Genomic DNA, 12,584 nt, shown 5'->3' with positions numbered 1-12,584 from the left:
CGGAACGTGAGATTGCAAGTCGAGGCCCAAAGTTGTTCCCGAGTTGTTCCCAAGTTGTTCCACACAGTTGTTTCTGACAGAGGTAGTTTTGACAGGGAGGCGAACCGCAATGGCCGGCACGCTGGCGGAGAAGGTCTGGGAAGCGCACCTGGTGCGCCGAGGCGAGGACGGCTCGCCCGATCTTCTCTACATCGACCTGCACCTGGTCCACGAGGTCACGAGCCCCCAGGCGTTCGAAGGACTGCGCCTTGCCGGACGGCAGGTCCGGCGGCCCGACCTCACGATCGCGACCGAGGACCACAACACCCCCACGCTCGACATCGACCGGCCCATCGCCGACGCCACGAGCCGCACGCAGATCGAGACGCTGCGCGCCAACGCCAAGGAGTTCGGCGTCCGGCTGCACAGCCTCGGTGACGCGGACCAGGGCATCGTGCACCAGGTGGGACCGCAGCTGGGGCTCACCATGCCCGGCCTCACCGTCGTGTGCGGCGACTCGCACACCTCGACGCACGGCGCGTTCGGCGCGCTCGCGTTCGGCATCGGCACCTCCGAGGTGGAGCACGTGCTCGCCACGCAGACGCTGCCGCTGGCGCCCTTCAAGACCATGGCGATCACGGTCAACGGCGCGCTGCCCGCGGGCGCGACGTCCAAGGACATCATCCTGGCGATCATCGCCAAGATCGGCACCGGCGGCGGGCAGGGCTACGTGCTCGAGTACCGCGGCGAGGCCATCCGCGCGCTGTCCATGGAAGCGCGCATGACCATCTGCAACATGTCGATCGAGGCGGGCGCGCGCGCCGGCATGATCGCGCCGGACGAGACCACGTTCGAGTACCTCAAGGGCCGCCCGCACGCGCCCGAGGGCGAGGACTGGGACGCCGCCGTCGACTACTGGAAGACCCTCCGGTCCGACGACGACGCGCAGTTCGACGCCGAGGTCGTCCTCGAGGCGGCCGACCTGGAGCCGTTCGTCACCTGGGGCACCAACCCGGGCCAGGGCCTGCCGCTGTCGGCGGCGGTGCCCGTCCCGGCGGACATCGCCGACGAGGACGAGCGCCTCGCCGCCGAGCGGGCCCTGGAGTACATGGGCCTGGAGGCCGGCACGCCGCTGCGCGACGTCCGGGTCGACACCGTGTTCATCGGGTCCTGCACCAACGGGCGCATCGAGGACCTGCGGTCCGTCGCCAAGGTCGTCAAGGGCAAGGAGAAGGCCTCGGACGTCCGCGTCCTCGTGGTCCCGTCGTCGGCCCGCGTGCGCCTGCAGGCGGAGGCCGAGGGCCTCGACGTGATCTTCAAGGACTTCGGTGCCGAGTGGCGCAACGCCGGATGTTCGATGTGCCTGGGCATGAACCCGGACCAGCTCGCACCGGGGGAGCGGTCGGCCTCGACGTCGAACCGTAACTTCGAGGGCCGGCAGGGCAAGGGCGGGCGCACCCACCTGGTGTCGCCGCTCGTCGCGGCCGCCACGGCGATCCGGGGCACGCTCTCCAGCGTCGGCGACCTGGACCTGCCGTTCGACATCGACATCACCACGTTCGACGGCACGCCGCTCGACGGCGTGGGTGTCTCGCCGCTGGGCGAGTCCGTCGTCGTCGACCTGCCCATGCCCGTAGCCGGCCAGCCCGCGCTGCGCTGAGAGGACCACTGACCATGGAGAAGATCACCACGCACACCGGCGTCGGCGTGCCGCTGCGGCGCAGCAACGTCGACACCGACCAGATCATCCCGGCCGTGTACCTCAAGCGGGTCACGCGCACCGGGTTCGAGGACGCGCTGTTCGCGGCGTGGCGGGGCGACCCGTCGTTCATCCTGAACCAGGAGGCGTACTCCGCGGGGTCCGTGCTCGTGGCCGGGCCCGACTTCGGCACCGGCTCGTCGCGCGAGCACGCCGTCTGGGCGCTCAAGGACTACGGCTTCCGCGTCGTGCTGTCGTCGCGGTTCGCCGACATCTTCCGCGGCAACTCGGGCAAGCAGGGCCTCGTGGCGGGCATCGTCTCGCCCGAGGACATCGAGATCCTGTGGAAGATCCTGGAGACCAAGCCGGGCACCGAGGTGACCGTCGACCTGGGGGCGAAGACCGCCACGGCCGACGACGTCACCGTGCCGTTCCAGATCGACGACTACACGCGCTGGCGGCTCATGGAGGGGCTCGACGACATCGGGCTCACCCTCCAGGAGGCCGACAAGATCACCGCGTTCGAGGAGACCCGGGCGTCGTGGCGTCCGAAGACCCTTCCGGCCCGGCACCTGCCGTCCGTCGAGATCGAGGCGGCGCGCCCGGTCTGACGTTCGTTTCGGCCGGGCGTCGGCGCCGGCCTGACGTTCACACCTGTCTCACGCTCGCACCTGTCTCACGCTCGCGCCCCTGCTGCGGTCAGCTTCCTGCCCGCAGCAGGGGCGCCAGTGCGTTCGCGAGGTAGGGCGCCAGGGTGCCCGCGAAGGTGTCCGACAGGTGGTCGGCGTCCCGGTACACCGTGACGCCGCCGATCACCGGGTGGCACTCGCGGGCGTCGCAGTAGACGTCGGTGAGGTCGACCAGGACGACGTCGGGCCGGTCCAACCGGTCCACGGCGCCCCGCTGCGGGTCGAACGCGCGCGTCGCGTCGCCGCGCGGGTTGCGGCAGGCGGTGGTGAGGTCGACGTCGGGCGCCGTCAGGCACTCGACCACGTCCGGGCGGGGCCTGGGCACGTCGGCGATCGCCGCGACGGGGAGCTTCTCGGCGGCGAGCCGCTGCCACAGGGCGGCCAGGCCGTCCTTCGCCCAGGCCTGAGGTGTCGCAGCCTGGGGTGTCGCGCCGGTTCCGGTCGTAGCCGCCGACCAGGGATTCTCCCAGCCGACGCCGCTCATCTGGGAGGTGACCACGAGGGCGTAGCCGCCGTCGAGGAGCACCCGCTCCGTCCGGTCGACCCACTCGACGCACGCTGCGGTCAGGACGTCGTCCTGCACGCGCACCGCGTCGGAGAACGGGCAGCCGGCCTTGACGAAGATGTCCAGCGCCCAGCCCTCGGTCTCCGCAGCACCCACGAGGGCGCTCGCGTAGTGCGCGGCGTGCGAGTCGCCGACGAGCGCGATCCGGACGCCGCTCGTGCGGTCGCCGCGCTCGCACGCGACGGGTTCCGTGGTCTCGCGGCCCGTGCTCGCGCACCTGTCCGTCGCGGACTCCGCGAACGGCGCCGGCAGGTCCGCGGCGACGGCCTCCGGGGCCGGCACCGCGGTCCCGGCCAGGTCCGGGTTGGCGCAGTGCTCGCCCTGCGGGGGCCGGGCCGCCGCCCCGAAGCACGCGACGCCGGCCGCCGCCGCGGCGGTCGCCGCATAGAGCTCGTTCCGGACGTGTTCCCGGGCCGTGTACGTCGCGGTGAGCGAGATGCCCGCGACGACGGCGCCGATCAGCGCCGCGCTGATGATCGCGGGCCAGGGCCGCAGCCGGCCCCGGCGACGGCGCACGGGCTCCTCGACCCAGCGTCGCGTGGCCCAGGCCAGGACGAGGGTGGCCGCCAGGACGGCGACCTTGTCGCCGGTGCGCAGGTCGTGCCCGGTGACGTACGGGACCAGCACGATCAGGGGCCAGTGCCACAGGTAGACGGCGTACGAGACGTCGCCGAGGAACCGCACCGGGGGCAGCCCCGCGAGCCGGCCGGTGAACCGGTCCGACGCCCGCGCCCCGAGGACCAGGACCGTGCCGAGCACGGGCACGGCCGCCCAGGCCCCGGGGAACGGCGTCGTCTCGGTGAAGAGGACGGCCGAGAACACGATCATGGCCAGGCCCGACCATGCTGCGACGCCCCGGGCCGTGGCACTCCGGGCCGCCGACGGCGTCAGGGTCGGTGTTCCCGGGGACGGCGCGAGCGCGAGCAGCGCCCCGGCGCCGAACTCCCAGGCGCGGGTCGGGGTGATGAAGTACGCGTACGCAGGGTCGGCCCCGGTCCAGACGACCGAGGCGGCGAACGACGCGACGACGACCAGCGCCAGCACGCCGACGACGGTCGCCCGCCAACCGGCTGTGTGCCGGGAGCCGCGGAGCCGGTGGTCGAGGGCCAGCGCCGCGACGATCAGCAGCGGCCAGAGCAGGTAGAGCTGCTCCTCCACGGCGAGCGACCAGTAGTGCCGCACCGGGGAGGGCAAGTCGCCGGCCGCCAGGTAGTCGACGGCGTCGGCGGCCAGCACCCAGTTCTGCGCGTACAGCGCCGAGGCGGCGATCTCGCGGAACCACTGCTCCCAGTGCTGGACCGTTGCCAGCGGCCAGACGCCGAGCGCCGTGACGCCCAGCACCAGCAGCGAGGCGGGCAGGAGCCGCAGGATCCGGCGCGACCAGAACCGCGTCACCGAGAACCTGCCCGCGTCGACGTCCCGCGCGATGTGCGACGTGATCAGGAAGCCCGAGATCACGAAGAAGACGTCGACGCCCACGTACCCGCCGGTGAGCCGTTGGGGCCACAGGTGGTACAGCATGACCGCGAGCACTGCCACGGCCCGCAATGCCTGGATGTCGGCTCGCGGGGTGGTTCGGCGCTCGTCCGTCACGTCGTCTCTCCGTCGGCGCAATCTCGCGCAACTCGCGCATACCGGCGCAAGTTGGCCGAGATGCTACCGGCCCCCGGCCCGCGACAGGAGGGCTCGTCCGACTACAGAGCCGGCGGTCCTTGGCGCACCTTCTCCAGCAGCGACTCCGCCGAGTCCGTCGCCGGGTCCCACCAGGACTCGATCCACCACGTGACCCCGGCGTCGGCCATGGCGCGTGCCTGCTCGGCCGCCTGCTCCGGGTCGCTGGACAGCTTGCCCTGCAGGATGACCTCGAACGGCCGCTCCTCCGCCCCGTCCGGCCGGTGCGTCGTGAGCCAGTCGACCAGGGCGGCGATGTCGTTCGTCGTCAGGTCGTCCGCCGTGCCGCGCAGCTGCGGGACGATCCCGTCCCAGCGCAGGGCGCGCAGCAGGTTCTTGGTGGGCGGACGCTCGACGTCCCACACACCGACCGGCCACACCGGGATGCGGCCGTTCACGGGAGGCTCGGGGAACCGGAACGGGCCCGTGCGGATCTGCTCGCCGTCGGCCTCGAACTCCTCGCCGGACCAGGACCGCTCCATCCAGGCCAGGGTCTCGTCCAGCAGCTCCGCCCGTTCCTTCAGGCCCGTCGCCTGGCCCGGGACGGACGTGAAGCCCCGGTCGTCGGTCACGCCGACGCCGACGGGCAGCACCAGGCGACCGCCGGAGATCCGGTCCACGGTGAGCGCCCGCTGCGCGAGCTCCCACGGCCGGTGCCGGGGCACGGCGAACACCATCGCGCCCAGCGTGATGCGCTCGGTCACGGCCGCCGCGGCCGCCAGCACGGCGAACGGGTCGTAGACCGGCATGGCCCACTCACCGCCCAGGCTGATGGCGTCCCAGGTGAAGAACCCGTCCCAGCCGTGCTCCTCGGTCTCCCGCGCGAGTGTCACGTGCTGGTCGATGGTGCCGAAGCTGCTGATGAACCCGAACTTCATCCGTCCTCCTGATGCGTCGTCGTACCGGGGCCGACTCACACGCTATGCCGGACCACTGACACTTGGCCCGCACGGTTAGGGTGAGCCCCGTGACCAGCACGAGCAGCACGAGCACGACGCGACCGACGGCGGAGATCTGGACCGACGGAGCCTGCAAGGGCAACCCGGGCCTGGGCGGATGGGGCGCGCTGCTGCGTTCCGGGACGCACGAGAAGGAGCTGTTCGGCGGGGACCGGGTCACCACGAACAACCGCATGGAGCTGACCGCCGTCGTCGAGGCGCTGAAGGCGCTCAAGGGCCCGACCGTCGTCACGCTGCACGTCGACTCGACGTACGTGATGAACGGGATGAAGACCTGGATCCACGGCTGGAAGCGCAACGGCTGGAAGACGGCGAGCAAGCAGCCCGTCAAGAACGTGGACCTGTGGCAGGCGCTCGACGCGGAGGTCGGTAAGCACGAGGTGAGCTGGGTCTGGGTGAAGGGCCACGCCGGCGACCCGGGCAACGAGCGGGCCGACGCCCTCGCGAACAAGGGCGTCGACAGCGTGCGCTGACGCACGTCCGGCGCACCTCCGGCGCACGTCGGGCGCATGTCGGGCGGCACGTCCGCCCAACGAGACAGAAGTCACGTCACCACGATTCGCGTGCACCAATACCCTTGACCCATGGCTTCCCACTACGACGTCGTACTCCTCGGTGCGGGCCCCGGCGGCTACGTCGCCGCTATCCGCGCTGCCCAGCTCGGCAAGTCCGTTGCGATCATCGAGGAGAAGTACTGGGGTGGTGTCTGCCTCAACGTGGGCTGCATCCCCTCCAAGGCTCTGCTCCGCAACGCCGAGCTGGCCCACATCTTCACCCACCAGAAGGACTTCTTCGGCATGTCCGGAGACGTCACGTTCGACTTCGGGAAGGCCTGGGACCGTTCGCGCACCGTCGCTGACGGCCGCGTCAAGGGCGTGCACTTCCTGATGAAGAAGAACAAGATCACCGAGTTCGACGGCCGCGGCACGTTCCGCGACGCGAACACCATCGAGGTGGCCCTCAACAAGGGCGGCACCGAGACCGTGACCTTCGACAACGCGATCATCGCGACCGGCTCCGAGGTGCGCCTGCTGCCCGGCGTCGAGCTGTCCGAGAACGTGGTCACGTACGAGAAGCAGATCCTGACGCGCGACCTGCCGAAGTCGATCGCCATCGTCGGCGCCGGCGCCATCGGCATGGAGTTCGCCTACGTCCTGAAGAACTACGGCGTGGACGTCACGATCGTCGAGTACCTCGACCGTGCGCTGCCGAACGAGGACGCTGACGTCTCCAAGGAGATCGCCAAGCAGTACAAGAAGATCGGGATCAAGGTCCTGACCTCGACGGCCGTGCAGACCGTCAAGGACGAGGGCTCGTCGGTCACCGTCTCCTACAAGGGCGTCAAGGACGACAAGCCGGGCGAGCTCGTGGTGGACAAGGTCCTCATGGCCGTCGGCTTCGCGCCCAACGTCAAGGGGATCGGCCTGGAGAGCGCCGGCGTGCAGCTCACCGACCGCGGCGCCATCGGCATCGACGACTACATGCGCACCAACGTGCCGCACATCTACGCGATCGGTGACGTCACCGCGAAGCTCATGCTCGCGCACGTGGCCGAGGCGCAGGGCGTCGTCGCCGCCGAGACCATCGGCGGGGCCGAGACCCAGACGCTGGGCGACTACCGCAACATGCCGCGCGCGACCTTCTGCTCCCCGCAGATCGCGTCGTTCGGCCTCACCGAGCAGCAGGCCAAGGACGAGGGCTACGACGTGAAGGTCGCCTCGTTCCCGTTCATGGCCAACGGCAAGGCGCACGGCCTGGGCGACCCGACCGGCTTCGTCAAGCTGGTCGCCGACGCCAAGTACAACGAGATCCTCGGCGCCCACATGATCGGCCCGGACGTCTCGGAGCTTCTGCCCGAGCTGACGCTCGCGCAGAAGTGGGACCTCACCGCCGACGAGCTGGCGCGCAACGTGCACACCCACCCGACGCTGTCGGAGGCGCTCCAGGAGTCGATCCACGGCATCGCGGGGCACATGATCAACTTCTGAGTCCGGCTTCCCGGTCTCTCGGGAGCCGAACCGGCCAGAGGCCCGGATCCGCGAAGTTCCGCGGGTCCGGGCCTCTTCGCGTGCCGGGGTGTCGTGGACACCCCAGGGGCATCACGCGTGGCTGGGCGCCTCGTGGTTGCTGTGCCCGGCGGGTTCGATCTGGAACGTGGAGTGCTCGACGGGGACGTCGAAGTGGGTGGCGACGCATTCCTGGAGGTTGTCCAGGATGCGCGGGGCGTGGCCGTCCTTGAAGCAGCCTTCGTCGACGACGACGTGGGCGCTGATGATGGGCAGGCCGGTCGCGATGAGGGAGGCGTGCATGTCGTGCACCCCGCGGACGTGGTCGGCCTCCAGCAGGTGGGCTCGGACCTGGTCGAGGTCGAGGCCGGGCGGTGTCGTCTCCAGCAGTACGGACGAGGTCTCGCGCAGCAGCTTGATGGCACGGGGCAGGATCAGCGCGCCGATGAGCAGGCCGGCGATCGAGTCGGCCTGCTGCCAGCCGGTCGTCGCGATCACGATGGCGGCGACGATCACGCCGACCGAGCCGAGCGCGTCGTTGAGGACCTCCAGGAACGCGGCCCGCAGGTTGAAGTTGGCCGACCTCTTCCCGGCCAGGACGAGCATGGAGGCGATGTTGCCGACCAGGCCGATCACGCCGAAGACCACGAGCTGGGTCGACGGGATCTCCGGCGGGTCGAACAGGCGCTGGACGCCCTCGATCAGGACGTAGGTCCCGACGGCGAGCAGGAGCGCCGCCTGGGCGAGCGCGGCCAGGACCTCCGCTCGCCGGAACCCCCAGGTGCGGCGCGAGGAGGCCGGGCGCAGGGTCAGTGAGGCGGTCAGCAGCGCCAGCAGCAGGCCGGCCGCGTCGGTCAGCATGTGCGCGGTGTCGACCAGCAGCGCGAGGCTGCCCGTTAGCACCGCACCGACGGCCTGGGCGAGCAGGATGACGGCGGTGATGCCGAACGCGACGGCCAGCCTGCCGCGGTGGTCCTCGGCGCCCACGCCGGCGTGATCGTGGTTGTGGCTCATGCCGAGCGCTCCTGCTCGGTCTGGTCCTGCTCGGCGCGGTTCTGCTCGGTCCGGTCCTGCTCGGTCCGGTCCTGCTCGGTCTGGTTCTGCTGGGTGAGGTGGGTGCACAACGTGACGGCCGAACCGGTCGCGGCCAGCAGCCCCTCGGTGACGGCGAACAGAGCGGTCAGCCGGTCGGGGTCGACCAGCGAGAACATCGAGGCGCGGCCCTCGGCCCGGGACCGGACCAGCCCACAGTCACGCAGGCAGGCCAGGTGTGCGCTGACCGTGCTCTGCGCCAGGCCGAGGTGCTCGGTCAGCTCCCGCACGCGGTGCTCACCGCTGAACAGGTGCTGCAGGATCAGCAGCCGGGTCGGCTCGCTCAGCGCGTGGAAGAGCGCGGCCGCCGGTGCGATCGCCGCCGCCTCGTCGAGCGGTGCTTCGAGCTCCTGGTCGCGCAGGTCCGGTTGCATCGTCATAGAACGATGATAGCGGTCGGGGGCGTGATGTTCCAGGGCCATTGCTCCAGGGGCATCACCGCGCTCACCCCCGGCCGCGTTCGGCGAGCCGTCTGAGGTAGGCGTTGTACGCGTCGAGGTCCGGGTCCTCGTCCAGGGTGCGGCGGTCGGCGGCCGTGGTCGCCCTGGCCTCGTCCTTGCGCCAGCGGCCGAACACGATCAGCAGCATGATCAGCGCGGGCAGCTCCCCGTAGGACCAGGCCAGCCCGCCGGCGGTCTCCTGGTCGGCCAGGACGTCGACACCCCAGGACGCGGGTGGATGGGTGAACGCGCTGACCATCGGCGTGGTGGACATCATGACGATCACGCCGAAGAAGGCATGCGTCGGCATCTCGACGAACATGTCGGCGGCCCGGCCGAGGTAGCCCTGCGGGCTCGGCAGCGGGTCGCGGGACAGGACCGGGACCGTGAACAGGATGCCCGCCACGAGGAACAGCAGCTCCAGGCCGAGGTGTCCGGTCCAGGTGCTGAGCAGGCGTCCGGCCAGCGGGCTCAGATACAGGGCGTAGAAGCACAGCAGGAACAGCGGGATCATCAGGGCCGGGTGCAGGGCGACCCGTCCCGCGCCCGAGCGCAGCCCCCATCGTGCGGCGACCAGCACGTGCCGACCGACCCCGTGGTGCGGCGTCGCACGCAGCAGGAGCGTCCCGGGCCTGCCCAGGACCAGGAGCGGGGGAACGGCCATCATGAGCGTGAGCTGCTGGAACATGAACGCGGAGAACAGCTCCAGCCCGTACCCCTCGATCCCGGCACCGGTGACGACCACCAGGACCGCGCAGCCGGTCAGGAACGACAGCGTCGCCCACGGCGACCAGCGCCGACCCGTGGCCCACACGCGGATCGCTCCGGCCAGGTACAGCGCGCCCAGGACCAGGCCGATCACCGGGATCAGGGGGATCGGCTGGAGCGTGGGGGCCAGGTAACTCGCCCAGGACGGCGGGTCGGTCGGTATCCAGACCGGGCCGTCGATGTCGCGTGCCGCCACGGCCAGCGCCCCGACGGCCGCCCTTGCCGGCATCATTCCGAGACGTCGGTGCTGTCGGTGCTGTCGGCGTGGTCAGCCGGGTCCGGTGCCGGGTGGTTGCGTCGCGTGAGGAACGTGACCACCACCAGGACTGCGACGGCTACGCCCACACCCACGCCGACCACGAGGATCGGGTCCACAGTCCCTCCACCGTTTGCCGGACGACCGTCTGCCGGACGACCGTCTGCCGGACGACCGTCTGCCGGACGCGACGCTCCCGCCAGGTCCGTCGATGCCACGGAGGGTGTCGACGACGGTGGGTCCTGGGACGGCGTCGCGCTCGCGCGGGCCTCCTCCGACGCGTCCTTCGTGGGCTCGGCCGTGGCTGTCGCGCGGACCGCGAACTCGAAGATCCCCTCGATCGGGTGCCCGTCGGAGGAGACGACGTGCCAGGCCGCCGTGTAGTCGCCAGCGGGCCCCTCACCCGTCAGGGGGAACGTGAGGGTCGCGCCGTCCCCTTCGACGGCGGGCGCACCGGCGGCCACCGTGTCGCCCTCCGGGGTGGTCAGGACGAGCTGGGCGCCGGTCGCCAAGGGCGCCTCGGACAGGACGAGGGTGACCTGGTCGGGCAACCCGGTCGTCGTCGCGCCTTCGGCGGGAGTCGAGGACCGCAGCTGGTCGTGCGCCGTCGCGGGCGGGGCGGCGACCAGGAACAGCCCGACCGCCGCGAGGGCGACGCGCAGGGCACGCCGGGGCGCGCGGCGAGCCGCCCGCCGCGTCAAGGCTGCGGACGGCGGCACGGCGGACAACGGCACGGCGGACAGCGGCACGGCAGACAGCGGCACGGCAGACAGCGGCAGCGCGGACAGCGACAGCGCGGACGGCGGCAGAGGGGACAGCGGCAGGGACGTCTGATGGGTGTGCATGGGTGTCTTTCGGAAGCCGTGGGACACGGCCGGGGCCTGGTCGTGACGAGGCCGCGCAGCCGGGAAGGTGTTCTTCGCGTGAGCTGAGCGAGGCCGCCGGTGAGGGACCGATCAAGCCCCTCACCGGCGGGGGAGGGTCAGCCGACGCGCAGGAAGGTCGGGTTGGACTGCCAGATGCTCGTGTACCGGACGGACTTGCCCGGGACCGGGGCCTCGATCTGCATGCCGTCGCCGGCATAGATCGCGATGTGCCCCGGCGACCAGATCAGGTCGCCGGGCTGCGCCTGCGACCACGGCACCTCCGGTCCCGCGTACCGCTGCTCCGAGGAGGTGCGCGGCAGGCTGATCCCTACCTGGCCGTAGACGTACGACGCGAACCCCGAGCAGTCGAACCCGGCCGGCGTCGACCCACCCCACACGTAGGGCACGCCGAGGTACCGCATCGCCACCGACACGACCGCTGAACCCGACGCCGACGCCGGGATCTCGACCGCCGCGGCCGCCTCAGCAGCGATCCCGGCAGCCGCCTCAGCAGCCGCCTCCGCCGCGGCCGCGGCTTCTTCCGCCTCCGTCTCGGCGGCCAGCTCGGCCTGGTAGTCCTCGTTCTCCGCGGCGGACGTGACGGAGACGGCGGCCTTCTCGACCGTCAGCGTCGCGTCGGCGGCCACGGTGACCACGGGCGAGGCGGAGACCGACTGCTTGGCCTGGGTCGCCAGGGCGTTGAGGTCGGCGGCGTTCAGCTCGCCCTGGAGGGACTTGCCCGCCAACGAGGTGCTGATCTCCGTGGCGGGTGCGGCCTGTGCCGAGGGTGCGACCAGGGACAGCAGGACGCCACCACCGGCAGCGGCGACGACGGCGCCGCGACCGGTCAGGGCGGCCAGCTGCCCGGAGGCGGCCTGCGCGACGCCGGCCAGGACCGGGCGGCGGGCCGCTCGGTGACGGCCACGCCCACCCTGGGGCGCGGCAGAAGAGGTGTACGAGTCCATGAAAGCGGGGACCTTTCAGATCGGAAGGAGGACCACACGCGCTGCCCCGACGGGGGCGCGCGAAACCGGTCGACATCAAGGGGGTGATGTCGACGGGGAGTGGTGGCCTACGTCCGGGAGATCCCCAGGGCGTGCAGCGACGGTGCGGCCGCGACGGTTCCGTTCGGCCCGACCCGGGACGCGTGGTGCGCCGCTTCGGGCACCTGCCACCGGACGGTCAGGTCCGGCAGCACCGCCGAGCCCGCGGGCACGGGCAGGACCGGGTCGCACTCCGCGGTGGCCTGATGGTGGTCGGAGCAGCCGTGCGAGTCGCCGCCCGCCGGCTCCGGAACGGCCGGTGCGCCGACGGCGTCGCCCGCAGCCTCGTCCGCCACCTCGTCGACCGAGACCAGGGCACTCGCCGCGTGCGAGTGACCGGCGCCCCGCGCCTGCTCGTCCAGGTGCACGCTGCACAGAACGTGCACGCTGACGACCGCCAGCGCGAGGAGCAAGACCGTCCAGGCGCCCGCCAGCCCATGCCGGGGACCGGCGAGCTGCGAGCTGGGGCGACGCGTCGGGCTCATGGCGAGGCCAACAGTAACGGAACGGACACGGTGCCGGGCGACGCCGCCGCTACGGCGTGCCCGTGG

Annotated in this window: 12 protein-coding genes; 4 read left to right on the top strand and 8 right to left on the bottom strand. The window is 71.6% G+C overall.

Annotated features, from left to right (window positions below; all coding sequences use genetic code 11):
* Window positions 1-109 precede the first annotated feature (109 nt).
* Together leuC and leuD are read left to right on the top strand one after the other, a co-directional pair.
* On the top strand, window positions 110-1,639 hold the full coding sequence (gene leuC, locus FHX71_RS18470; protein WP_182618980.1) for a 3-isopropylmalate dehydratase large subunit: 1,530 nt from the start codon (window positions 110-112) through the stop codon (window positions 1,637-1,639).
* A 14-nt stretch (window positions 1,640-1,653) separates the two neighbouring features.
* Window positions 1,654-2,289, top strand: coding sequence for a 3-isopropylmalate dehydratase small subunit (gene leuD / locus FHX71_RS18465; protein WP_182618979.1), 636 nt, complete (start codon window positions 1,654-1,656; stop codon window positions 2,287-2,289).
* 88 nt (window positions 2,290-2,377) lie between these two features.
* On the opposite strand, the gene FHX71_RS18460 is transcribed toward leuD, so the two are convergent.
* Window positions 2,378-4,525, bottom strand: coding sequence for an acyltransferase family protein (locus tag FHX71_RS18460; RefSeq protein ID WP_182618978.1), 2,148 nt, complete (start codon window positions 4,523-4,525; stop codon window positions 2,378-2,380).
* A gap of 101 nt (window positions 4,526-4,626) precedes the next feature.
* The gene (locus FHX71_RS18455; protein WP_182618977.1) at window positions 4,627-5,481 is read right to left on the bottom strand and encodes an LLM class flavin-dependent oxidoreductase; all 855 of its coding nucleotides are present in this window, start codon (window positions 5,479-5,481) and stop codon (window positions 4,627-4,629) included.
* A gap of 80 nt (window positions 5,482-5,561) precedes the next feature.
* Here FHX71_RS18455 and rnhA point away from each other — a divergent pair, with 80 nt between their 5' ends.
* Entirely contained in the window at window positions 5,562-6,035 is a 474-nt protein-coding gene (rnhA, locus tag FHX71_RS18450; protein ID WP_376770146.1) for a ribonuclease HI, read from the top strand.
* 111 nt (window positions 6,036-6,146) lie between these two features.
* Complete coding sequence (gene lpdA, locus FHX71_RS18445) at window positions 6,147-7,550, top strand: dihydrolipoyl dehydrogenase (protein WP_182618975.1); 1,404 nt, start codon at window positions 6,147-6,149, stop codon at window positions 7,548-7,550.
* Between the two features lie 111 nt (window positions 7,551-7,661).
* Here the strand turns inward: lpdA and FHX71_RS18440 are convergent, their stop codons facing one another.
* From FHX71_RS18440 to FHX71_RS18415, 6 genes are all read right to left on the bottom strand, one after another.
* Window positions 7,662-8,582 (bottom strand): cation diffusion facilitator family transporter, encoded by a 921-nt coding sequence (locus FHX71_RS18440; protein ID WP_182618974.1) that lies wholly within the window; start codon window positions 8,580-8,582, stop codon window positions 7,662-7,664.
* Window positions 8,579-9,034 carry an ArsR/SmtB family transcription factor gene (locus FHX71_RS18435; protein WP_246403413.1) on the bottom strand — a complete coding sequence of 152 codons (456 nt, stop codon included), beginning with the start codon at window positions 9,032-9,034 and terminating at the stop codon, window positions 8,579-8,581. Before FHX71_RS18435 ends, FHX71_RS18440 begins: the two co-directional genes overlap by 4 nt.
* Before the next feature lie 70 nt (window positions 9,035-9,104).
* Window positions 9,105-10,097, bottom strand: a complete 993-nt coding sequence (locus tag FHX71_RS18430) for a cytochrome c oxidase assembly protein (protein ID WP_182619945.1) — start codon at window positions 10,095-10,097, stop codon at window positions 9,105-9,107.
* On the bottom strand, window positions 10,097-10,969 hold the full coding sequence (locus tag FHX71_RS18425) for a copper resistance CopC family protein (RefSeq protein ID WP_182618972.1): 873 nt from the start codon (window positions 10,967-10,969) through the stop codon (window positions 10,097-10,099). Before FHX71_RS18425 ends, FHX71_RS18430 begins: the two co-directional genes overlap by 1 nt.
* 137 nt (window positions 10,970-11,106) lie before the next feature.
* Window positions 11,107-11,955 (bottom strand): C40 family peptidase, encoded by an 849-nt coding sequence (locus FHX71_RS18420; RefSeq protein WP_182618971.1) that lies wholly within the window; start codon window positions 11,953-11,955, stop codon window positions 11,107-11,109.
* A gap of 107 nt (window positions 11,956-12,062) precedes the next feature.
* Complete coding sequence (locus FHX71_RS18415) at window positions 12,063-12,518, bottom strand: hypothetical protein (protein ID WP_182618970.1); 456 nt, start codon at window positions 12,516-12,518, stop codon at window positions 12,063-12,065.
* Window positions 12,519-12,584 lie beyond the last annotated feature (66 nt).

The sequence above is a fragment of the Promicromonospora sukumoe genome, from assembly GCF_014137995.1.
In the GTDB taxonomy this organism is placed as follows: Bacteria; Actinomycetota; Actinomycetes; order Actinomycetales; family Cellulomonadaceae; genus Promicromonospora; species Promicromonospora sukumoe.
The sequence above is the reverse complement of the archived record's forward strand: the minus strand, read 5'-3'. Positions and strand labels throughout refer to the sequence as shown.

What these genes read in the sequence shown, in the direction of transcription:
- leuC (WP_182618980.1), top strand. Translation starts at nt 110, where the DNA reads ATGGCCGGCACGCTGGCGGAGAAGGTCTGGGAAGCGCACCTGGTGCGC.
- leuD (WP_182618979.1), top strand. Translation starts at nt 1,654, where the DNA reads ATGGAGAAGATCACCACGCACACCGGCGTCGGCGTGCCGCTGCGGCGC.
- FHX71_RS18455 (WP_182618977.1), bottom strand. Translation starts at nt 5,481, where the DNA reads ATGAAGTTCGGGTTCATCAGCAGCTTCGGCACCATCGACCAGCACGTG.
- lpdA (WP_182618975.1), top strand. Translation starts at nt 6,147, where the DNA reads ATGGCTTCCCACTACGACGTCGTACTCCTCGGTGCGGGCCCCGGCGGC.
- FHX71_RS18440 (WP_182618974.1), bottom strand. Translation starts at nt 8,582, where the DNA reads ATGAGCCACAACCACGATCACGCCGGCGTGGGCGCCGAGGACCACCGC.
- FHX71_RS18435 (WP_246403413.1), bottom strand. Translation starts at nt 9,034, where the DNA reads ATGCAACCGGACCTGCGCGACCAGGAGCTCGAAGCACCGCTCGACGAG.
- FHX71_RS18430 (WP_182619945.1), bottom strand. Translation starts at nt 10,097, where the DNA reads ATGCCGGCAAGGGCGGCCGTCGGGGCGCTGGCCGTGGCGGCACGCGAC.
- FHX71_RS18425 (WP_182618972.1), bottom strand. Translation starts at nt 10,969, where the DNA reads ATGCACACCCATCAGACGTCCCTGCCGCTGTCCCCTCTGCCGCCGTCC.
- FHX71_RS18420 (WP_182618971.1), bottom strand. Translation starts at nt 11,955, where the DNA reads ATGGACTCGTACACCTCTTCTGCCGCGCCCCAGGGTGGGCGTGGCCGT.
- FHX71_RS18415 (WP_182618970.1), bottom strand. Translation starts at nt 12,518, where the DNA reads ATGAGCCCGACGCGTCGCCCCAGCTCGCAGCTCGCCGGTCCCCGGCAT.